The sequence below is a fragment of the Sphingomonas sp. GW821-FHT10F09 genome (assembly GCF_058809195.1).
Window position 1 is genome coordinate 740753 of the sequence record NZ_JBXASI010000001.1, and the last position, 21091, is coordinate 761843.

The following is a 21091-nucleotide window of genomic DNA, read 5'->3' on the forward strand; positions in this document are numbered from 1 at the left end:
TCCATGACCACTTTCCCCGTTCTGCCGCTGCGCGATATCGTCGTCTTTCCGCACATGATCGTGCCGCTGTTCGTCGGACGCGACAAATCGGTCGCCGCGCTGGAAGCGGCGATGGGCGCCGACAAGGAGATCTTCCTCGTCGCGCAGCTCGATCCGGCCGAGGACGATCCCGGTCGCGAGGACCTGTACGAGGTCGGCGTCACCGCCACCGTGCTCCAGCTGCTGAAACTGCCCGACGGCACGGTCCGCGTGCTGGTCGAGGGCAAGGCGCGCGGCCGGCTCGGCGAGCTGAGCGAGGGCGAGGACTATCTGCAGTCCACCGTCGAGATGATGGAGGAGCGCGAGGCCGAGGGGATCGAGGTCGAGGCGCTGATGCGCTCGTCGGTCGAGCAGTTCGAGGCCTATGCCAAGCTCAACAAGAAGCTGCCGGCGGAAACCGCGGTGCAGCTGTCCGAGCTGACCGATGCCGCCAAGCTGTCGGATGCGATCATGGCGAACGTGCAGGTCAAGGTCGCCGACAAGCAGGCGCTGCTGGTCGAGCCCGATCCCGTCAAGCGGCTGGAAATGGCCTATGCGCTGATGGAGGGCGAGCTCGGCGTCCTGCACGTCGAGAAGAAGATCAAGAGCCGCGTCAAGCGCCAGATGGAGAAGACGCAGCGCGAATATTATCTCAACGAACAGCTCAAGGCGATCCAGCGCGAGCTGGGCAACAGCGACGACGAGAGCGACGGCGACGAGATCGCCGAGCTGACGCAGAAGATCGCGACGCTCAAGCTGTCCAAGGAAGCGCGGACCAAGGCGACGTCGGAGCTGAAGAAGCTCAAGACGATGGCGCCGATGAGTGCCGAGGCGACGGTGGTGCGCAACTATCTCGACGTGCTGCTTGGATTGCCCTGGGGCAAGAAGTCCAAGATCAAGAAGGACATCGCCGCCGCGCAGGCGGTGCTGGACGAGGATCATTACGCGCTGGAGAAGGTCAAGGACCGTATCGTCGAATATCTTGGCGTGCAGGCGCGCACCAACAAGCTGAAGGGGCCGATCCTGTGCCTCGTCGGCCCGCCGGGCGTCGGCAAGACCAGCCTCGGCAAGTCGATCGCCAAGGCGACCGGGCGCGAGTTCATCCGCCAGAGCCTCGGCGGCGTGCGCGACGAGGCCGAGATCCGCGGCCATCGCCGCACCTATATCGGCTCGCTGCCGGGCAAGATCGTCACCAACCTCAAGAAGGCCGGCACCAGCAACCCGCTGTTCCTGCTCGACGAGATCGACAAGCTCGGCCAGGATTTCCGCGGCGATCCGGCATCGGCACTGCTCGAGGTGCTCGACCCGGAACAGAACGGCAAGTTCAACGACCATTATCTCGAGATCGACATCGACCTCAGCGACGTGATGTTCGTCTGCACCGCGAACACGCTGAACCTGCCGCAGCCGCTGCTCGACCGGATGGAGATCATCCGGCTGGAAGGCTATACCGAGGACGAGAAGGTCGAGATCGCCAAGGGGCATCTGATCGAGAAGCAGATCGAGGCGCACGGGCTGAAGCCGGGCGAGTTCACGCTCACCGACGAGGGGCTGCGCGCGCTGATCCAGAAGTACACCCGCGAGGCGGGCGTGCGCACGCTGGAGCGCGAGATCGCGCGGCTGGCGCGCAAGGCGCTGCGCCAGATCCTCGAGGGCAAGGTGACCAGCGTCACGGTAACGCCCGACAATCTGGGCGAGTTCGCGGGGGTACAGAAGTATCGCCACGGCCTCGGCGAGACGGAGCATCAGATCGGTGCGGTCACCGGCCTCGCCTGGACCGAGGTCGGCGGCGAATTGCTGACGATCGAGAGCGTCACCGTGCCGGGCAAGGGCGGGATCAAGACGACCGGGAAGCTCGGCGACGTGATGAAGGAATCGGTGCAGGCCGCCTTCAGCTTCGTCCAGGCGCGCAGTCCAAGCTATGGCATCAAGCCGTCGCTGTTCCATCGCAAGGACATCCACATCCACCTGCCCGAAGGCGCGGTGCCCAAGGACGGGCCGTCGGCGGGCATCGGGCTGGTCGTGTCGATCGTCTCGACGCTGACCGGCGTGTCGGTGAAGAAGGACGTCGCGATGACCGGCGAGGTGACGCTGCGCGGTCGCGTGCTGCCGATCGGCGGATTGAAGGAAAAGCTGCTCGCGGCGCTGCGCGGCGGCATCACCACGGTGTTGATCCCGCAGGAGAACGAGAAGGACCTTGCCGACATCCCGCAGAACATCAAGGACGGGCTGGCGATCGTGCCGGTGAGCCATGTCGACGAGGTGCTGAAGCTTGCGCTGACCGAGCCGCTCGAGGCGATCGACTGGACCGATGCCGACGAACTCGCCGCTTTGCCGCCGGCAGGCGTCGCTCCGGCCGGTGGCGAGTTGCATCACTGATCGGGCAACCTTAGGATCGGGTCATTAACGTTTTGGAACCGCCGTGCCTGCCAAGGCGCGGCGGTATCCATTGACTCCGCCGGTCCGGACAGCATTACTTGCCGTTCTGGCTTGGTAACGATTCTTCTAAAGTATACGAAGGGGGCAGTATTTCCATGAACAAGCAAGAGCTGATCGCGACGGTCGCGGACACCTCGGGCCTCGCCAAGGGCGATGCGATCAAGGCGGTCGAGGCGGTGTTCGACGCGATCTCGGCGAGTCTGAAGAAGGGCGACGAGGTTCGTCTCGTCGGCTTCGGCACCTTCTCCGTCTCGAAGCGCAAGGCGTCGACCGGCCGCAACCCGCGCACCGGCGAGCCGATGACGATCAAGGCATCGTCGCAGCCGAAGTTCAAGGCCGGCAAGGGTCTGAAGGATTCGGTCAACTAAACACCCCGAGGCCCGCGAAATCCGGGCTGGACAGGCGAGGCGGCGCCCCGTAAAGGCCCGCTTCCCGACGGCTTATGTCACGGCGTGGCCGAGGATCGGGGGCGCGTAGCTCAGCGGTAGAGCACACCCTTCACACGGGTGGGGTCACAGGTTCAATCCCTGTCGCGCCCACCATGACAGCCCGCCAGGTCGATCGACCGGCGGGCTTTCTGGTTTCTGGGGCCGGTCGCATCGGCCGGCAGCCCGACCGTCTTCGTAGCCATCCCTATCAATGTTAACCGTGTGCGTCCGGCCATGTCCGCTTTGGTCGTTGCGGATCGGGAACAATCTGCTTTGATCGGGATTAAGTCTCTCACAAATCGATCAAAGGGAGAGTGAACATGGTGGAATATACGACCGACCGTAACGGCGACCGCGTGGTGGTGGAACGTCGTGGCGGCGCGGGCCGCGTGCTCGGGATCGTCGCCATCGTCGCCGTCGTCATCGTCGCCCTGCTGTTCCTGACCGGCTTCTGGAGCGCCGACGTCAAGAAGGGTGCACTCCCCGACGTCGATATCAGCGCCAAGGGCGGCGCGCTCCCCGATGTCGACCTCGATTCGAAGAAGGTCGTCGTCGGCACCAAGGAAACCACCGTCGAGGTCCCCAAGGTGCAGACCGAAAAGGAGACCGTGTCGGTCCCCGTCGTCGGCGTGAAGGACAATGGCGAGAAGTAATCGCCGCTCGACATTGCTGCCTGACGAAAGGGCGTCCCTCGCAGGAGGGGCGCCCTTTTTCGCGTGCCGCAACGGGCGTTGTCACAAATACGTCCCACGGGCGTAACGTGATCGTCTCGAAATCCTCACGCAGGCGTAATGTGCCGCTCCTAACGGCGGCATCAGGGATCGGCAGAGGGGGAGCCTTGGCCGGTCGCGGACAACGACGTCCGACCATCAGCAACGATCTTCGACCCGGGAGCTTTTCGACATGGCGAGCAACATGCGTATCGGCACATTCCTCATGGCCTCGACGGCCTGCCTCGCGCTGTCGGGCTGCGGCGGTGCCGACAACGTCGCCTCGCCGGGTGCCGGCAGCGTCGTCATCACCCAGCCGATCGCCACCCCGACGCCGACCGCGCCGACCCCGACGCCGTCCGCGATCACCGCCGCGCAGTTCGCTGCCGTCACCAGCGTCAACGGCATCTCGGTCACCGCCGACGAACAGCTCGCCATCGTCAATGCCGGCACCAACAACAACGTCAACGGCACCGGCGCCACCCTCAACGGCCTCTACCCGGTCGGCACCGCGCCGCTGACCACCGCGACCGACCCGTCGTCGATCAACAGCTTCTTTACCAGCACCAACTTCGTCGGCGCGCTGAACGGGCCGAGCGACACGAGTTTTCAAGGATGGACATGTAATTCGACCTCCGCGGAATTCGGCGGTTCGGGTGCGCGCTGCACGGCGGTGCCGAACGTCGGCGCCCGCGTCGCCGTCTCGGTCTGCCCGACCGGCACGACCACCAGCGACGTCGTCGGAGGGTTCCAGGGCTGCCTGATCCCGCAGAACATCACCACCAACCTGACGCTGCCGAAGATCCCGGGCGTCTATTACCGCCTGCGTGGCCAGACCGAGGTCGGCACCGATCTCGGCACCACCGGCGCGGCCGGCGTCACGCTGACGATCGAGCCGGGCGTCGTCATCGCCGCCGATTCGTCGGAGCCGACCAACGACCTACTGCTCGTCAACCGCGGGTCGAAGATCAATGCCGTGGGCAACCGCGACAACCCGATCATCTTCACCTCGCAGCAGAACCTCGCCGTCAACGGCGTGTCCGACGCGACGCAGGGCCAGTGGGGCGGCATCATCCTGCTCGGCCGCGCGCCCGTCGGCGTCTGCGCCGCCGGCACCGGGCCGAACAATGCGGGCGGCACCTCGACCACCTGCCAGCAGGCGATCGAGGGCGTCACCGGCCGCTTCTACGGCGGCCCGACCGCGGCGGATTCGAGCGGCCAGATGTCCTATGTCCAGATCCGCTATTCGGGCATCGCGATCAGCGACGGCAACGAATTGCAGGGCCTGACGCTGGGCGGTACCGGTTCGGGCACCGTGCTCGACCATATCCAGAGCCACAATTCGGCGGATGACGGCATCGAGATCTTCGGCGGCAACACCAACATCAGATATATCGCGGTCACCGGTGCGGACGACGACGGCTTCGACATCGACAACGGCTATCGCGGCTTCATGCAGTTCATGATCGCGGCGCAGCGCACGCTGGGCGCGACGCCGGACAGCTTCTCGACCGAGATCGACTCGAACAACGCCGAGGACCTGCTGCCGCGCACCTTCTCGACCTACGCCAACTTCACCTTCATCCAGACCGCGCTGGCCCCCGCCGCGATCCGCCAGCGTGGCGGTTCGGACATGCGCTTCGTCAACGGTGTCGTGAAGACGGTCAACACGGTCGCCTGCGTCAACATCATCGCCGGCGAACAGACCAGCGGCGGTCGCTCGACGGTCCGTCCGGCCGACTCGGCGCTGCAGGACTTCGGCCCGCCGTCGTTCAACTCGGTCTACTTCGCCTGCCAGGGCCGCTGATGACCGGGGGCACGCCGCCCCCGCTCACAGCATCGGGTCCGGGGTGGCGGCAGCGCCGCCCCGGATACCTTTATAACAGCCTCTTGATCCGGGATTGACGGTCATGCCGCAGCGGCTCGCTTTCGCCACCCTTCTACTGATGTCCTCCACCCTCGTGGCGCCGGCGGTCCTCGCGCAGGCCGGAGGCACCGCGTCGCCGGCCCCCGCCGCGCCGCCGCCCGCGCAGACCTCGACCCCCGCCACCGCCAGCCCGAACGGCGCGACCGATCCCCAGGCCGCCGAGCCGACCGCGGCCGACCAGCAGGACGCGCCGGTCGAGATCTCCGCGCCGGGCGCGAGCGGCGACGGTGCCGATATCGTCGTCGTCGGCCGCAACATCCCCAATGTCGTGCGCGCCACGCCGCAGATCGTCGCGGTGCTGTCGAGCGCCGACATCGCCCGCACCGGCGAGGGCGACATCGCCGGCGCGCTGACCCGCGTCACCGGCCTGTCGGTGGTCGGCGGCGGCTTCGTCTACGTGCGTGGCCTCGGCGACCGCTATTCGTCGTCGCTGCTCAACGGCTCGCCGCTGCCGTCGCCCGAGCCGCTGCGCCGGTCGGTGCCGCTCGACATCTTCCCGACCACGATCGTCGGATCGGCGCTGGTCCAGAAGACCTATTCGGTGAACTATCCGGGCGAATTCGGCGGCGGCGTCATCAACCTGACGACCAAGGCGATCCCGGACAAGAACTTCATCTCGGCCGGCGCGACCATCTCGGCGGACGACGCGACGACCAGCGAGCTGGGCTATACCTATTACGGCGGCGATGCCGACTGGATCGGCTTCGACGACGGCACGCGCAAGGTGCCCTCGTTCATCAAGAACGCGCCGACCGGCACCGGCATCATCCCGGCCACGCAGGTCGCGCAGCTGTCCAACGCCTCCACCACGCTGCTCCAGCGCAACAACCAGCTGCCGGCGAACTGGTCGGGCGAAATCAGCGGCGGCTCGGTCTACGACATCGGCGGGTCGCGTCTCGGCGTGATCGCCTCGCTCAGCGCCAGCAACACCTTCCGCACCCGCTCGGCGATCCAGCAGGATACGGTGTCGGCGGACGGCACGCTCCGCAACGACTATCGCACACTGCTGACCGACAACCGTATCGTCGCCAATGCGCTGATCGGCCTCGGCCTCGAATTCGGTGAGAACACGATCCGCTGGACCAACGTCTACATCCACGACACGCTGAAGCAGGGCCGCGGCTCGGCGGCGACGCTGTACAACAACGCCAGCGGCCTGCGTTTCCAGCAGAACACCAACTGGTTCGAGCGTCAGCTGATCGAGAGCCAGCTGGTCGGCGAATTCAAGCTGACCGACGCGCTCAAGCTCGACGGCCGCTTCGCCTATGCCAATTCGAAGCGCAACGCTCCCTATGAGCGCCAGTTCGACTATCTCTGTTCCGCGACCACGTCGAACGGCCTGCCGATCACCAGCGACGGCGGCCAGCAGGCCGAGGGCTTCCAGTGCAGCGGCGCCTATCAGGTGTCGCAGCGCTTCACGCCCTTCGCCTCGATCGTGTTCAGCGAGCTGAACGAAGACCTGTTCACCGGCCAGGCCGACGCGTCGTACAAGATCGACGGCGATCGTCCGATCACGCTCTCGGCGGGCTATTTCTACCAGGGGACGGATCGTACGTCGTCGCGCCTCCAGTTCAACTACCAGACCTCGGCCGGCGGCGGCACCGCGCCGGGCTATCCCTACAACCTGCTGCGCCCGGACTATCTGCTCAGCCCGGACGTGCTCAACAACGCCTGCCCGTTGCAGGGCACCGGCGCCTGCACGATCCAGCTGCAGTTCAACACGCCGCTCGGCGCCTATGCCTATGACGCGTCGCTCGACGTGCATGCCGGCTATCTGCAGGCGGAAGCGGAGGCGTTCGACGGCCTGCGTGCGGTGATCGGCCTGCGCTACGAGACCGGCACCGAAAAGGTGACGCCGGTGCAGACCGCGACCACCCGGCTGAAGAACAATTACTGGCTGCCGGCGGCGACGCTGACCTGGAACTTCGCGTCCGACATGCAGCTGCGCGCCAGCGCCGCCAAGACGATCTCGCGCCCGCAGTTCCGCGAGCTTGCGCCGCAGCAGTTCCGCGACCCCGATTCGGACCGCCTGTTCTTCGGCAACCCGCTGTTGCAGGACAGCGAGCTGTACAATCTCGAAGCGCGCTACGAATGGTTCTTCAAGCGCGACCAGCGCTTCACGTTGGCGGGCTTCTACAAGCGGATCGACAATCCGATCGAGCAGGTCGGCTTCTACACCGGCGCCGACGACCGGTTGCAGACCGGCTTCACCAACCTGCCCAAGGCGACGCTGTACGGCGGCGAGGTCGAGCTGCAGAAATACTTCCGCCTCGCGGACGTGTTCCAGGGCGACTTCTTCGCCACCCGCCGCGCGCTGTTCGTCGCCAACTACACCTACACCAAGTCGAGCATCACGGCGGACGGTTCGTGCGTCCCCAACGTGCTCAACCAGACGCTGGGCGGCTGCCGCACCGGCTTCGGCCCGGCCGCGCTCCAGTTCCGCGATGGCGCGCCGCTGACCGGCCAGTCGGACCATCTGGTCAACGTGCAGGTCGGGCTGGAGGACACCGCCTCGCTGTCGCAGATCACGATGCTGTTCAACTATGCCAGCGACCGCGTCACCAACCGCGGCCCGTCGAACCTGTCGGGCGTCGGCTTCCAGCCGGACGTGATCGAGCATCCCGGCATCCGCCTCGACCTCGTCGCGCGGCAGGGCGTCGAGCTGATGGGCGGCAAGTTCGAGATCAAGGCCGAGGCGCGCAACCTGACGCGCACCAAGTATCGCGAGAGCCAGACCTTCCCGAGCGGGAACGAGGTGTTCATCAACAAGTACAATCTCGGCCGGGTGTTCAGCCTCGGCGTCAGCGCAACCTTCTAGGTCATACGTCTCCCCGGTACGGGTAGGTGGCACCGCACGAGCGGTGACGGAGGGGGCTTTCCACGCGCGTGCCGCGGGTGGAAAGCCCCCTTTTCATGCCGGGGAGGTCAGCCCCAGGGCAGCTCGCGATACCATTTCGTAATCACGTATTTCACCCCCGCGCGCACCTTCATCCCCTGATGCAGCGTCGCCGGATTGAGCGATCCGTCCGGCCGCCGGTTGTTCCACGCGACCAGTTTGCCCGTTTCCGGCTGGACGATCTTGTCGACCGCCTTGAACCGCGTCGCCCCGCCTGCCTCGGGGGCGTTCAGATAGACCATGACCGTCCAGGTGCGGTTGCCCGCGACCGAGCAATAGCGTGCATAGTCCGCGCCCTGCGGCTCGAAATAATCGGTGTGGCCCTTGAACTCCTGCCCGACGGCATAGCGCTGGCCCTGCAACGGCTCGCCGTGCGCGGGGTCGAGGCCGGTGAACATCGCGAGCCGCCGTTCGACCGCCTGCACGACCGGGTCGCCCGCGAACAGGTCGCCCGTCTCGCTGGTCCGGAACGCCGAATCACCGTTGGCGTCGGCGATCGTCGACGGGCGGCGCACCGCGTCGATCCGCTCGATCAGGGCGGCGCACAGCTCGGGGCCGATGAAGTTGCGCGCCAGGAACAGGTCGAGCTTCGGGCTCGGCACCTTCTGCACGCCGGGCTGCGCGAGCAGGCGCGCGGCGATCGGGGCGGGGTCGAGCCCGCTGCCGAGGAGAGGGGGGTCATCCATGCGCCGCATCCTACCGCCGCTGATCCGCCCAAGGGAAGACGGCAGAACGGGGCGACGTGCATCTCACCCCTTTGACGCAAAAGCGTAACATGGCATGCGTAGGCGCTAGGGTGCGGGACGGGACTGATACATGCGCTTGAACATCGACGCGCGCACGCGGCGTATCCTGCGCCGCCTGCCCGTCGTGAACGTCTATTCGCTGGCCGAGCTGCTCCTGATCGCAGGGCTGGCGACGCAATGTGCGCGCCTGTTGTGGACGCTGGTGACGCCGGTGTCGCCGCTGGGCGACTGGCGCCCGGCGGAGATCAGCGTGCCGGGGCGCCCCTATGACGTGCTGGCGGGCTTCGATCCCTTCTTCCGGCTGGGCGGCGCGCAGCCGGGCCCGGCCACCGTCACCGCGCTGCAGCTGACGCTGTTCGGCATCCGCGTCGACGAGGCGTCGGGGCGCGGATCGGCGATCGTCGCGGGGCCCGACAACGTCCAGAAGAGCATTGCGGTCGGCGAGGAGATTCAGCCCGGCGTCCGGCTGAAGGCGGTCGCCTTCGACCACATCACCATCGATCGCGGCGACGCGACCGAGAACCTGTTCCTCGTCCAGTCCGACGCGCCGCAGGGCGTGCCGCCGCCCGGCGCGCCGTCCCCGGCGGGCGCGCCGCCGGTCGTCGGCCAGGCCGCGCCGCCGCCGATCGCCGCCAACCAGATCCGGGGCGAAATCGGCTTCATCCCCCGCATCGACGGCGGCCGCATCTCCGGCCTCGTCGTCCGCCCGCAGGGCACCGGAAACCTGTTCCGCACCGCCGGCCTGCGCGAAGGCGACGTCGTCACCGCGATCGGCGGCCGGCCGGTCACCGGCCCGCAGGACCTCGACCGCGTCACCGCCGATTTCGCCGGCGGCGGCAACATCCCCATCACCGTAGAGCGCGGCACGCAGACGCTGGCGCTCGCCATCACGATCGCGCAAAATCCATGACATTGGCCATGAAGACGCTCGCCCCCGCCCTGATGCTGTCCACCGCCGCGCTGACGCTGCCGGTGCAGGCGGTCGCGCAGACCACGCTCAACGTGCGCGATGCCGATATCCGCGCGTTCATCGCCGATGCCGCGCGGGTGACGGGGCGCACCTTCATCATCGATTCGCGGGTGCAGGGCAAAGTCACCGTCGTCACCGACCGCCCCTTGAGCCGCAGCGAATATTTCGAGGCGTTTCTGTCGACGATGCGCGCCAACGGCCTCGTCGCGGTGCCGACCGGCAACGGCGCGTTCCGCATCCAGCCGATCGACAATGCCGCCTCGCAACCGAGCCGCGTCGGATCGGCGGGCGCGAGCCGCAACAGCTTCGTCACCGAGATCGTCCGCCTGCGCGCGATCGACGCGACGCAGGCGATCGAGACGGTCCGCCCGCTAGTCAGCGCGCAAGGATCGGTCAGCGCCAATCGCGGGTCGAACGCGCTCGTCATCGTCGATTTCGCCGACAACATCCGCCGCATCCGCGAGGTGCTGCGCCGCGTCGACAGCGACAATGCCGCGACCCGCGTCGTCGCGCTGAAGAACGCCTCCGCCAAGGAGATCGCGGCGGCGTTGCAGGGCCTCGCCGCCGGCGTTCCGGGCGGGCAGGGCGTCGGCGCGCCGGGCGGTGTCGGCAGCAGCGTCACCGCGGTCGACAGCAGCAATTCGGTCATCATCCGCGGCGATGCCAACAGCGTCGCGCGCCTCGTCGCGGTCGCGCAGGACCTCGACCAGAAGGCGAAGAACGGTACCGAGATCCGCGTCGTCTTCCTCGAAAACGCCGATGCGGCACAGCTGCTCCCCGTCCTCCAGCAGCTCGTCGGGCAACAGCCGGATGCGGTGCAGGACACGCAGCTGTCGCGCTCGCAGAGCGGCTTCGGCGGCGCCAGCGGTGCGAATACCAACAGCGCCGTCCAGCAGCGCACCGTGACGCAGGCGCCCGCGGTCAGCACCGGCGGCGGCACCAACGGCAGCGGCCAGCCCGCGATCACCACGCAGGGCGGGCGCACCGCCGCGGTCGTCACCCGCTTCCAGGGGGCGAATGCGATCGTCATCGCCGCGCCCGCCGATATCCAGCGGCAATTGTCCGACGTCGTCCGCCAGCTCGACACGCGCCGCGAACAGGTGCTGATCGAGGGGATCGTCGCGGAGGTGTCCGACGCGACCGTCAACCGGCTGGGCGCGCAGTTCATCCTCGCCAACCCGTCGGGCGGGGCCTTCGCCGCCTCGACCTTCTCGAACAGCGCGCCCAACATCCTCCAGATCGCGGGCGCGATCGGCGCGCGCGAACTCGGCCGCAACACCACGACGACGATCGCCAACGGCGTTACCACGACGGTGACGACCAACACCGCCTCGGACCAGCTGACCCAGTCGGCAATCAGCTCGATCATCGGATCGTCGGGCGGGTTCGGCGGGTTCGGCGGCCAGATCGGCGATTTCATCTTCGGCGCGATCATCAACGCGGTGAAGAGCGACACCACCTCCAACCTGCTCCAGGTCCCGCACCTCGTTACCGTCGACAATCAGGAGGCGCACAGCCTCGTCGGGCAGGAGATCCCGATCACCACGGGCCAGGCGCTGTCGAACAATTTCGACAACACGTTCCGCACCACCCAGCGGGAGAATGTCGGCATCGAGCTGACCGCGCGGCCGCAGGTCAATTCATCCGGCACGGTCAAGCTCAACCTTCGCCTCGAAGTCAGCTCGATCGCCGGTCCGGTGTCGAGCGACAACAGCGACCTGATCCTCAACAAGCGCGAGATCGAGACGACGCTGACCGTCGACGAAGGGCAGATCGCGGTGATGGGCGGCCTGCTGAGCGACGAGGAGCGCCGCACGATCGAGAAGATCCCGCTGCTCGGCGATATCCCGCTGCTCGGCAATCTGTTCAAATCGAAGGCGAAATCGCGTAACAAGACCAACCTGATGATCTTCATCCGGCCGACGATCCTGCGCAGCGCCGCCGACAGCCGCAAGCTGGCGGAACAGCGCTACGGCTATCTCCGCCTGCAACAGGGGCTGCAGTCGCCGAACGAGGAGCCGTCGATCGACCAGCTGGTCCGCGACTACATGGGCGCCGCCCCGCCGATCCCGTCCGCGCCGATCCCCGGCAACATCGAGGACCCGCGCATCGCCGTCCCGATCCAGACCAACACCACCAAGGTCATCCGCCCGAGGGACCGGTGAGCATCGCCCTTCACCCATCGCTATCCCGCCGGTCATCGCGGCAAATGCCGGGAGCCATGGACGCGGTAAACCCGGCGTGCGCGCGCACCGTCAGCGTCCCGCAACCATGGATCCCCGCCTTCCCGGGGATGACGATCGAGCGGAGCGAGCGCGCATGATGATCCGCACCGGCGAGGAACTCGACGCGGCGCCCGTCCTGCCCGCGATCGACGTGCCTGCGGACCCGCTGCCGATGCTCGCCATCCCCTATGCCTTCGCGCGCCGGTTCGGCGTCGTCGTCCAGCATACCGACACCGACGCGCATCTGACCGTCGCGATGCGCGCCGGCGCGGATCCCAAGGCTCTGCTCGAGATCCGCCGCTACCTCGCCCGTCCGTTCGACATCGCGATCGTCGAGGCGCCCGCCTTCGACCGTCTGCTCTCCGACAATTATGCGATGGACGGGCAGGCGAACGCGCTCGCCGCGGTCGGCATGGGCGACGAACTCGACAGCCTCGCCGAGGGGTTGCCGACCGCGGAGGATCTGCTCGACACCGCCGACGACGCGCCCGCGATCCGCCTCATCAACGGCATCATCGCCGATGCCGCGCGCAACGGCGTGTCCGACATCCATATCGAGCCGTACGAAACCGGCCTGATCGTCCGCATGCGCATCGACGGCGTGCTGCGCGAGACGCTGCGGATGCCGCCGCACGTCGCCCCCGTCGTCGTCAGCCGGATCAAGGTGATGGCGCGGCTCGACATCGCCGAGCGCCGCGTGCCGCAGGACGGCCGCATGGGCCTGACGCTCGGCGGCAAATTGCTCGACGTCCGCGTCTCGACCCTGCCGAGCCGGGCGGGCGAGCGCGTCGTGCTGCGTATCCTCGACAAGGACAATGCCGGCATCGACCTCGACGCCCTGGGCATGGATGCGGGCATGTACGCGCTGCTGCGCGGTGCGCTGTCCGAACCCAACGGCATCATCCTCGTTACCGGCCCGACCGGATCGGGCAAGACCACCTCGCTCTACGGGGCGCTGCGCCTGCTCAACGACGGCAGCCGCAACATCCTGACGGTCGAGGACCCGGTCGAATATGCGGTGGAGGGCGTCGGCCAGACGCAGGTCAATCCGAAGGTCGGGCTGACCTTCGCGGCCGGCCTGCGCGCGATCCTGCGCCAGGACCCCGACGTCGTCATGGTCGGCGAAATCCGCGACCGCGAGACGGCGGAGATCGCGGTGCAGGCGTCGCTGACCGGCCACCTCGTGCTGTCCACCGTCCACACCAACGACGCGATCGGTGCGATCACCCGCATGCGCGACATGAAGGTCGAACCCTTCCTGCTCGCCTCGACGCTGCGCGCGGTGATCGCGCAGCGGCTGGTGCGGCGGCTGTGCCCCGTCTGTCGCCGGCCGGTCCCCGCCGCGGGCGGCGTCGCGGCGTTGCTCGGCATCGAGCCAGAGGCGATCGTCCACGAAGCGGTCGGTTGCGGCGAATGCAACCACACCGGCTTCAAGGGGCGGATCGGCGTGTTCGAGGCGGTGCGGGTCGACGACACGATTCGCCGCTTCATCAACGACGGCACGGATGAAACCGCGATCGCCGCGCACGCCTTCGCCCGCACGCCGAACCTCGCGCAGGCGGCGGAGACACTGGTGCGTCGCGGCCTGACCACGGCGGAAGAGGCGATCCGCGTGTCGAGGCGCGATGCGACCGACCCGGTGGTGGATGAGCCATCGGATGCGTAGACCTCCGCCTCGCACCGTGGACGGGTGCGGCGACCACCCCGCCGGGACCTGCATGTCCCGTCGTCATCCCCGCGCAGGCGGGAATCCGTCTCGGCGAAACGTGCGGCTTTATCCACGGCGTCGGCGTCCGGCGTTCCCAGCCTGCGCGTGGATGACGACGACATGGCTGGTGGGGACGATCGCCGACATGGTCCGGAGTTCGGACCGTGGCCGGGTGCGGCACCTTGAGGCGCTTGCCCTGCGATTGCGGATGGGCGGACCACGGGCGAGGTCCGGGGCGATGCCTCGAACGGTCGTCATGACCAGGGCCGGCACCCATCATGGCTGACTTCGACTATCTCGCCATCGACACTCGCGGGCAGGAGCAGCGCGGCCATGTCGCCGCCGCGACCATCGACGCCGCGCGCTCGACGCTCGACCGGCGCAAGCTCTACGTCGTCCGCCTCGAACCCGGGGCACCGCCCGCCACCACGACCCGGCCGCTGTTCGGCATCCGGCTCGGCCGCGGCAAGATGAGCAACAAGCAGCTGACGCTGTTCACGCGCCAGCTCGCCACGCTCAACCGCGTCTCGCCGCTCGAGGAATCGCTGCGCACGATTACCCGCCAGACGGAGCAGGACAGCGTCCGCACCATCGTCGCGCAGGTCCATGCCGGCGTCGTCGAGGGCCGCCGCCTCGCCGATTCGATGGCGCGCGAGGCGAAGAGCTTCCCGCCGCTCTACCGTGCGATGGTGTCCGCGGGCGAAAGCTCGGGCAGCCTGCCGACGATCCTCGACCGCCTCGCCGCGCTGCTCGAACGGCAGGCGGAAATCCGCGGCAAGCTCATCACCGCGCTCGCCTATCCGACGATCCTCGCGGTCGTCGCGCTGGGCGTCGTCACCGCGCTGATGATGTTCGTTGTGCCGCAGGTGGTCGAACAGTTCGACACCGTCGGGCAGGAACTGCCGTTGCTCACCCGCGTGGTGATCGGCCTGTCCGATATCCTCGTCGGCTATTGGTGGGTGATGGTGCTGGTCGTCGCGCTGGCGGGGGCAGGGGGCTGGTATGCGTTGCGCGATCCGGCGCTGCGCCTGTCGTTCGACACCGCGGTGCTGCGCATCCCGCTGCTCGGCCGTCTGTTGCGCGACCTTCACGCCGCGCGCATGTCGCGCACGCTCAGCACGATGGTGGCGAGTCGCCTGCCGCTGCTCGAGGGGCTCGCGCTCACCGCGAGCACGATCCACAACCGCCGCCTGCGCGCCGCGTCGGACGAGATCGTCGATGCGATCCGCGGCGGCGGCAGCCTGTCGGCGGCGATGCGCCGCACCAACGTCTTCCCGCCGCTGCTGACCTATCTGGCGGCATCGGGCGAGGCGGCGGGCCGGCTCGACGAGATGCTCGAACGCGCCGCCGATTATCTCGAACGCGAATTCGACCGCTTCACCGCCACCGCGCTGTCGCTGCTCGAACCCGCGATCATCGTCGTGATGGGCGGCATCGTCGCCACCATCGTGCTATCGATCCTGCTGCCCATCCTCCAGCTCAACACGCTGGCCGGACAATGAGGAAAGTCATGCGTACCGAAGCCAAGAAGCGCCATCGCAACGAAGAGGGTTTCACGCCCGTGAGGCGTTCCGCCGAGCACGGCTTTACGCCCGTGAGGCGCTCCGCCGAACACGGCTTCACGCTTGTCGAACTGATGGTCGTCATCGTCATCATCGGCCTGCTCGCCGCGATCGTCACCTTCAACGTCCTGCCCGCCGGCGACAAGGGCAAGATCACCAAGGCGAAATCGGACATCAGCACGATCGAGGGCGCGCTGGAGATGTACCGGCTCCAGATGAACAGCTACCCGACGACGAGCCAGGGCCTGCAGGCACTGGTGACCGCGCCCGCCGGCGTCAACGCCGCGGAATACCAGCGCGGCGGCTATATCAAGAAGCTGCCGCCCGATCCCTGGGGCCGCCCGTACCTCTACGCCTCGCCCGGCCAGCACGGCGAGGCCGACGTCTGGAGCCTCGGCGCCGACGGCAAGGACGGCGGCGAGGGCGTCAACGCCGACATCACCAGCTGGCAATAGGCATGCGCCCGCGCCGCAACGGTTCCACGCCCGTTCGGCGTTCTGCCGAACACGGCTTTACGCTGGTAGAGCTGATGGTGGTCGTCACCATCATCGGCCTCGCCGCGGCCGTGGCGGTGTGGAACATGCCCGATCCGCGCGGCCGGGTCGCGGACGAGGCCGCACGCTTCGCGCTGCGCGCCCGCGCCGCGCACGATGCCGCGATCGTCGAGGCGCGCCCGGTCAGCCTGTGGGTGACGGCCGGCGGCTATGGCTTCGACCGGCGCGCGGCGGGGCAATGGACCGCGATGGCGGAGAAGCCGTTGCGCGTCGAACGCTGGTCCGATGGCACGCAGGCTGCGACCGGCGAGGCGAGCGGCCGGCTGCGCATCGTCTTCGACCCCACCGGCCTCGCCGACCGCGATGCGCAGGTGACGCTGACCCGCAACGGCGCGCGCGCGGTGATCGACATGGCCGCCGACGGCACCGTCCGGATCGCGAGCTGATGCGCCGCAACGGCTCAGGCATCTGGGGGCGTTCCGCCGAACACGGCTTCACGCTGATCGAGATCATGGTTGCGCTCGCGGTGTTCAGTCTTGCGGTGCTCGCGTTGCTCCGGCTCGAGACCGCGACGATCCGCGGCGCGACGACGCTGGACGACAGCCTCGTCGCCGGGCTCGTCGCGCGCAACGTCGCCAACGACGCGATCACCGAGGCGCAGCCGCCCGTCGCCGGCCGCACCGCCGGCAGCGAGGTCAACGGCGGCAAGAGCTGGAACTGGGTGCGCAACGTCCGCGGCACCGGCAACGCCAGCATCGTCCGCATCGACGTGGCGGTGACCAACCGCAGCGGTCAGGTCGTCGGCAAGACCACCGCGATCCGCCCCGCGGACACGCCGTCGTGATGCGGCGCAACGGACACGATGTCATCCCCGGCAAGCGTTCCGCCGAACACGGCTTTGCCTCCGCCAGGCGTTCCGCCGAACACGGCTTCGCTTCTGTCAGGCGTTCCGCCGAACACGGCTTCACGCTGGTCGAGGTCATGATCGCCCTCATGATCTTCGGCATGCTCGCCGCGGCGGGAGTGGCGATCCTTACCTTCAGCGTCCGCGCGCAGACCGCGACCGGCAAGCGCTTCGACGATATCGCCGCGCTCAACCGCACCACTGCGCTGCTCTCGGGCGACCTCGGCCAGGCGATCGACCGCCCCGCGCGCGACGAGGGCGGCACCGTCCTTCCCGCCTTCACCGGCGAACCCGACGGGCAGATCCGCTTTGTCCGCACCGGCTGGGCCAATGTCGACGCCGCGCCCCGCGCCAGCGCGCAGAAGGTCGCCTATGCCGTTCAGGACGCCGCGCTCGTCCGCATCGCCTATCCGATGATCGACGGCGCCGCGCCGCTTCCCCCCGTGACGCTGCTGGGGAAGGTCGCCGGCGTCTCCGCCCGCTACCGCTACAAGGGCGCGTGGAGCGACCGCTGGGACGGCACCCAGGGCGCGAGCCTGCCGCAGGCCGCCGAGATCGTGCTGCGCCGCACCGACGGCAGCGCCTTTCGCCTGATGCTGCTGGTCGGCTCCGGCTACGGCCCCGCGGCCCAGCCCAACGGGCTCCCCGGCCCGCAACCCACCGCCACGGCCACCCCCAATGGTTCCTGAGCGCGAACGCGGCGCTGCGCTGCTCACCGTCCTGCTGCTGGTCGCGATGATCGCCGTGCTCGCCGGCACCGCGCTCGAACGGCTGCGCCTGACCACCCGCCTCGCCGGCAATGCGCTCGGCGGCGAGCAGGCGCGCGACTATGCCCGCGCCGCCGAGGCGCTCGCCACCAGCAAGGTCACCGACATGCTCGGACCCAGCCGCGATCGCGTCACGCTGGCGGGCGGCTGGAGCAACCGCCCGTTCGGCCTGCCACTCCCCGGCGGCGGCCTCGCCGTCGCGCGCGTCACCGACGGGGGCAATTGCTTCAACCTCAACAGCCTCGTCAGCCGCCAGGGCCCCAATGTCTACACGTCGACGCAGAGCTTCACCCAGCGCCTCCAGTTCGTCCGGCTGATGCGGCTGGTGGGCGTGCCGGCACAGGCGGCCGAGCGGATCGCGCCTGCCACCGCCGACTGGATCGACACCGATGCCGACCAGCAGGGCGGCGGCGCGGAGGATCCGGCCTATCTGGCCAAGGCGACACCCTATCGCACCGCCGGCACGCTGATGGCTGATCCCAGCGAATTGCGCGCGGTCGACGGCGTCACGCCGGAGATCTACGCGACGCTGCGCCCCTGGGTCTGTACCCTGCCGGTCGCGGAAACCTCGCCGATCAACATCAACACGCTGACCCCCGAACAGGCGCCGCTCGTCGCGATGCTGTTCGCCGATACCCTCTCGGTCGATGCGGCCCGCGGCATGATCCTGCGCCGTCCGCCGCAGGGCTACAAGGACGCCTCCACCTTCCTCAACTCTGCCGGCAACGGCGCCACGCCGGAGGGCGGCGCGGGCCTCGCCGTCACCTCCAAATGGTTCGCGCTCGGGATCGACGTCACCAACGGCACCGCGCGTCTGCAGGAAAGAGCCTTGATCGACGCAAGCATGCTTCCCGCGCGGCTCGTGGCACGGCAATGGGGCGACGAATCATGACGACGCTGCTGTTCCTTCCCGCCGCCACCCAGGGCTATCGCTGGCTGCGTATCGCCGACGACGGTGCGATCACCGAAGGCGAGGGCGTTCCCGCGCTCGCCGACGAGCCGGTCGTCGCCGTCGCGCCTGCCGAGGCGGTGACCCTGCACTGGGCGGACCTGCCCGCGCGCTCGCCCGCGCAGGCGAACGCCGCCGCCCGCCTGCTGGTCGCAGAGGCAAGCGCAACGCCGGTCGCCGAACTCCATGTCGCGGTCGGTGACGATGGTGAGGGCGAACGCCCGATCGCGGTCGTCGGCATGGGCACGATGGCGGGCTGGCTCACCGACCTCGCGCTGCACGGTATCGATCCGGCGGCGATCCTGCCCGCCGCATTGCTGCTGCCCCGCCCGGACGAGGGCTATGTCCGTGGTATCGTCGCCGGCGCGGCGCTGGTGCGCAGCCGCACCACCGGTTTCGCCGACGAGGCACGGCTGACCGACATGATCGTCGGCGACGCGCCGATGGCCACGCTCGACCGCGCGAGCCTCGACATCGCGGTCGCCACCGCCGCGGCGACGCCGCCGCTCGACCTGCGGCAGGGACCGTTCGCACGCCGCCGCCGCATCGGCATCGACTGGGCGCTGATCCGCCGGCTCGTCCTGCTCGGCGCTGCGATCCTTGCGGTGACGCTGGCGATCGACCTCGTCCGCATCGCCAAATACAGCTTCGGCGCCGATGCGCTGGAGGCGCGCGCCGAGGCGCTGGGCCGCACCGGCCTCGCCCGCGGCGAGACGGTGACCGATGTCGACCGCCAGCTCGACGAGCGGCTGTCCGGGGTGCGCGGTCCAGGTCTGGGGTTCAGCACCACCACCGCCGCGGTCTATGCCGCGGTGCGAGCGACGCCCGGGACGGAACTGACATCGCTCGATTTCCAGTCAAACGGCACGTTGCGCATCGGTGTCGGCGCGGCGCGCGAATCGCTGCCGACCGATCTCAAGCGGACGCTGGAGGCGGCGGGGTTCACCGTCACCGCCGGCACCTTCCAGTCCGCCAACGGCAGGGTCACGGGTGAGATGACGGTGGAGCGGCCATGACCGGATTGCGCACATGGTTCGCCGGCCGCGCGCTGCGCGAACGCCGGCTGATCCTCGTCATGCTGGCGCTGCTGGCGGTGACGATCGTCTGGGGCGGGATCATCCTGCCAGTCCGCGACGGCCTGTCGGGCGCGCGCGAACGCCATGCCGGCGCGGTGGTGCGGCTCGGCGCGACGCAGGCGGAGGTCGACCTGATCCGCGCCGCCGGCCGCCGCGTGCCGCTGACCGGGAGCCTCGCCGACACGCTTCGCCTGCGCGCGGAGGCGGCGGGCTTCGCGCTGGCGAGCGTCGAGGACAGCGCCGGCGGCCGCGTCCATGCGACGATCCAGGCGGCTCGGCCCGCGGTGCTCGGCCGTTGGTTCGCCGGGCTGGAGGCGAACGGCATCCTCGTCGAGTCGGCGGCATGGCGCGACAATGCCGACGGCAGCGTCGCCGCCGATTTCGTCGTCCGGGCGCGCGCGTCGTGAGGCGCATCCGCCTCGCCACCGGTCCCGCCGCGCTGTTCGGCGGGCTGATGCTGGTCGCATTGCTCGTCTTCCTGCCGATGCGGCTGGTGCTCGGCTGGGCCGGGCTCGGCGATCAGGGGTTCAGCGCGCGCACCGTGTCGGGCAGCATCTGGGACGGGCGGCTCAACGAGGCGCGCTTCGGCGACCTCGCCCTGGGCTCGCTCGACGCCAGCGTGTCGCCCTTCGCCTTGCTGATCGGCCGCGCACGCATCGCGCTCGATGGCGATCCCGGCCTGCTGCACGGCGCGATCACCCTCAGCCGGCACGGGCAGGGGGTGGACGACATGACGGCGACGCTGCCCACCGGCCGCGCCTTCGCGCCGCTGCCGGTGACCGAACTGGGCCTCGAGAACGTCACCGTCCATTTCGCCGACGACACCTGCGACAGGGCGGAGGGCCGCGTCCGCGCGAAACTGGTCGGCGAAGCGGCGGGGGTCGCGCTGCCGTCGGAATTGTCGGGCATCGCACGCTGCGACGGCGGCACCCTGCTGCTGCCGCTCGCCAGCCAGGCGGGGACGGAGAGCATCGAGCTGCGCATCACCGGCGCCGGTCGCTACACCGCCGCACTCCGCATCGCGCCCACCGACCCGACCGCCGCCCAACGCCTCGCCGCCGCGGGGTTCGTCGCCGGGCAGGGCGGCTACCGCCTGTCGATCGAGGGCCGGTTCTAGGGCCAATCGCTATTTAGCCCTGACGGCCTGTAAACGGCGGTTTGGCGTGCTTCCGGTGCTCACGTACTGATAGTACGCTGCGCTCCGGGTCACGCCAAACCACCGTTTTCGGCACGTCATCATCTGAATGTCGATCGGCCCCAGGGCGCGGTGAC

18 protein-coding genes and 1 tRNA gene are annotated in these 21091 nt (G+C 68.8%); 18 read left to right on the forward strand and 1 reads right to left on the reverse strand.

What is annotated here, in order from left to right:
- The first annotated feature begins 3 nt into the window (after positions 1–3).
- The 6 genes from lon (at position 4) to AC1RTO_RS03560 (ending at position 8340) form a co-directional block, all read left to right on the forward strand.
- Complete coding sequence (gene lon, locus AC1RTO_RS03535; RefSeq protein WP_493159533.1) at positions 4–2397, forward strand: endopeptidase La; 2394 nt, start codon at positions 4–6, stop codon at positions 2395–2397.
- Positions 2398–2552: 155 nt separating this feature from the next.
- A complete protein-coding gene (locus AC1RTO_RS03540) occupies positions 2553–2825 on the forward strand; it encodes an HU family DNA-binding protein (RefSeq protein WP_163958216.1) in 273 nt (90 codons plus the stop codon).
- Positions 2826–2924: 99 nt separating this feature from the next.
- Positions 2925–2999: transfer RNA gene (locus tag AC1RTO_RS03545), tRNA-Val, on the forward strand.
- Positions 3000–3205: 206 nt separating this feature from the next.
- A complete protein-coding gene (locus tag AC1RTO_RS03550; RefSeq protein ID WP_493159534.1) occupies positions 3206–3538 on the forward strand; it encodes a hypothetical protein in 333 nt (110 codons plus the stop codon).
- Positions 3539–3800: 262 nt separating this feature from the next.
- Entirely contained in the window at positions 3801–5402 is a 1602-nt protein-coding gene (locus AC1RTO_RS03555) for a beta-helix domain-containing protein (RefSeq protein ID WP_493159535.1), read from the forward strand.
- 103 nt (positions 5403–5505) lie between these two features.
- Positions 5506–8340, forward strand: a complete 2835-nt coding sequence (locus AC1RTO_RS03560) for a TonB-dependent receptor domain-containing protein (protein ID WP_493159536.1) — start codon at positions 5506–5508, stop codon at positions 8338–8340.
- A 107-nt stretch (positions 8341–8447) separates the two neighbouring features.
- Here the strand turns inward: AC1RTO_RS03560 and AC1RTO_RS03565 are convergent, their stop codons facing one another.
- Positions 8448–9104 carry a prolyl hydroxylase family protein gene (locus AC1RTO_RS03565; protein ID WP_493159537.1) on the reverse strand — a complete coding sequence of 219 codons (657 nt, stop codon included), beginning with the start codon at positions 9102–9104 and terminating at the stop codon, positions 8448–8450.
- A gap of 130 nt (positions 9105–9234) precedes the next feature.
- Here AC1RTO_RS03565 and AC1RTO_RS03570 point away from each other — a divergent pair, with 130 nt between their 5' ends.
- From AC1RTO_RS03570 to gspN, 12 genes are all read left to right on the forward strand, one after another.
- Positions 9235–10074: a type II secretion system protein N gene (locus AC1RTO_RS03570; protein ID WP_493159538.1), complete on the forward strand. Its 840-nt coding sequence runs from the start codon at positions 9235–9237 to the stop codon at positions 10072–10074.
- Complete coding sequence (gene gspD / locus AC1RTO_RS03575; protein WP_493159539.1) at positions 10071–12299, forward strand: type II secretion system secretin GspD; 2229 nt, start codon at positions 10071–10073, stop codon at positions 12297–12299. Before AC1RTO_RS03570 ends, gspD begins: the two co-directional genes overlap by 4 nt.
- 232 nt (positions 12300–12531) lie before the next feature.
- Positions 12532–14025, forward strand: coding sequence for a GspE/PulE family protein (locus tag AC1RTO_RS03580; RefSeq protein ID WP_493160321.1), 1494 nt, complete (start codon positions 12532–12534; stop codon positions 14023–14025).
- A gap of 320 nt (positions 14026–14345) precedes the next feature.
- Positions 14346–15569 (forward strand): type II secretion system inner membrane protein GspF, encoded by a 1224-nt coding sequence (gspF, locus tag AC1RTO_RS03585; RefSeq protein WP_293878058.1) that lies wholly within the window; start codon positions 14346–14348, stop codon positions 15567–15569.
- 8 nt (positions 15570–15577) lie between these two features.
- Positions 15578–16084 (forward strand): type II secretion system major pseudopilin GspG, encoded by a 507-nt coding sequence (gene gspG, locus AC1RTO_RS03590; protein ID WP_493159540.1) that lies wholly within the window; start codon positions 15578–15580, stop codon positions 16082–16084.
- A 2-nt stretch (positions 16085–16086) separates the two neighbouring features.
- Entirely contained in the window at positions 16087–16569 is a 483-nt protein-coding gene (locus AC1RTO_RS03595; protein WP_493159541.1) for a GspH/FimT family pseudopilin, read from the forward strand.
- Positions 16569–16967: a type II secretion system minor pseudopilin GspI gene (gspI, locus tag AC1RTO_RS03600; RefSeq protein ID WP_493159542.1), complete on the forward strand. Its 399-nt coding sequence runs from the start codon at positions 16569–16571 to the stop codon at positions 16965–16967. Before AC1RTO_RS03595 ends, gspI begins: the two co-directional genes overlap by 1 nt.
- A complete protein-coding gene (gene gspJ / locus AC1RTO_RS03605; protein WP_493159543.1) occupies positions 16967–17716 on the forward strand; it encodes a type II secretion system minor pseudopilin GspJ in 750 nt (249 codons plus the stop codon). Before gspI ends, gspJ begins: the two co-directional genes overlap by 1 nt.
- Positions 17706–18686, forward strand: a complete 981-nt coding sequence (gene gspK / locus AC1RTO_RS03610) for a type II secretion system minor pseudopilin GspK (RefSeq protein WP_493159544.1) — start codon at positions 17706–17708, stop codon at positions 18684–18686. Before gspJ ends, gspK begins: the two co-directional genes overlap by 11 nt.
- Positions 18683–19759, forward strand: a complete 1077-nt coding sequence (gene gspL, locus AC1RTO_RS03615) for a type II secretion system protein GspL (RefSeq protein ID WP_493159545.1) — start codon at positions 18683–18685, stop codon at positions 19757–19759. Before gspK ends, gspL begins: the two co-directional genes overlap by 4 nt.
- Positions 19756–20226, forward strand: a complete 471-nt coding sequence (locus tag AC1RTO_RS03620; RefSeq protein WP_493159546.1) for a type II secretion system protein M — start codon at positions 19756–19758, stop codon at positions 20224–20226. Before gspL ends, AC1RTO_RS03620 begins: the two co-directional genes overlap by 4 nt.
- The gene (gspN, locus tag AC1RTO_RS03625) at positions 20223–20936 is read left to right on the forward strand and encodes a type II secretion system protein N (protein ID WP_493159547.1); all 714 of its coding nucleotides are present in this window, start codon (positions 20223–20225) and stop codon (positions 20934–20936) included. Before AC1RTO_RS03620 ends, gspN begins: the two co-directional genes overlap by 4 nt.
- The last annotated feature ends 155 nt before the right edge of the window (positions 20937–21091 follow it).

Bases quoted from the DNA above. Each gene is read 5' to 3' on its own strand.
- AC1RTO_RS03550 (WP_493159534.1), top strand. From the start codon at position 3,206: ATGGTGGAATATACGACCGACCGTAACGGCGACCGCGTGGTGGTGGAA.
- AC1RTO_RS03595 (WP_493159541.1), top strand. From the start codon at position 16,087: ATGCGCCCGCGCCGCAACGGTTCCACGCCCGTTCGGCGTTCTGCCGAA.
- lon (WP_493159533.1), top strand. From the start codon at position 4: ATGACCACTTTCCCCGTTCTGCCGCTGCGCGATATCGTCGTCTTTCCG.
- gspL (WP_493159545.1), top strand. From the start codon at position 18,683: ATGACGACGCTGCTGTTCCTTCCCGCCGCCACCCAGGGCTATCGCTGG.
- gspK (WP_493159544.1), top strand. From the start codon at position 17,706: ATGGTTCCTGAGCGCGAACGCGGCGCTGCGCTGCTCACCGTCCTGCTG.
- AC1RTO_RS03540 (WP_163958216.1), top strand. From the start codon at position 2,553: ATGAACAAGCAAGAGCTGATCGCGACGGTCGCGGACACCTCGGGCCTC.
- AC1RTO_RS03560 (WP_493159536.1), top strand. From the start codon at position 5,506: ATGCCGCAGCGGCTCGCTTTCGCCACCCTTCTACTGATGTCCTCCACC.
- gspJ (WP_493159543.1), top strand. From the start codon at position 16,967: ATGCGGCGCAACGGACACGATGTCATCCCCGGCAAGCGTTCCGCCGAA.
- AC1RTO_RS03555 (WP_493159535.1), top strand. From the start codon at position 3,801: ATGCGTATCGGCACATTCCTCATGGCCTCGACGGCCTGCCTCGCGCTG.
- AC1RTO_RS03620 (WP_493159546.1), top strand. From the start codon at position 19,756: ATGACCGGATTGCGCACATGGTTCGCCGGCCGCGCGCTGCGCGAACGC.
- gspI (WP_493159542.1), top strand. From the start codon at position 16,569: ATGCGCCGCAACGGCTCAGGCATCTGGGGGCGTTCCGCCGAACACGGC.
- gspF (WP_293878058.1), top strand. From the start codon at position 14,346: ATGGCTGACTTCGACTATCTCGCCATCGACACTCGCGGGCAGGAGCAG.
- AC1RTO_RS03565 (WP_493159537.1), bottom strand. From the start codon at position 9,104: ATGGATGACCCCCCTCTCCTCGGCAGCGGGCTCGACCCCGCCCCGATC.
- gspG (WP_493159540.1), top strand. From the start codon at position 15,578: ATGCGTACCGAAGCCAAGAAGCGCCATCGCAACGAAGAGGGTTTCACG.
- AC1RTO_RS03570 (WP_493159538.1), top strand. From the start codon at position 9,235: ATGCGCTTGAACATCGACGCGCGCACGCGGCGTATCCTGCGCCGCCTG.
- AC1RTO_RS03580 (WP_493160321.1), top strand. From the start codon at position 12,532: ATGCTCGCCATCCCCTATGCCTTCGCGCGCCGGTTCGGCGTCGTCGTC.
- gspD (WP_493159539.1), top strand. From the start codon at position 10,071: ATGACATTGGCCATGAAGACGCTCGCCCCCGCCCTGATGCTGTCCACC.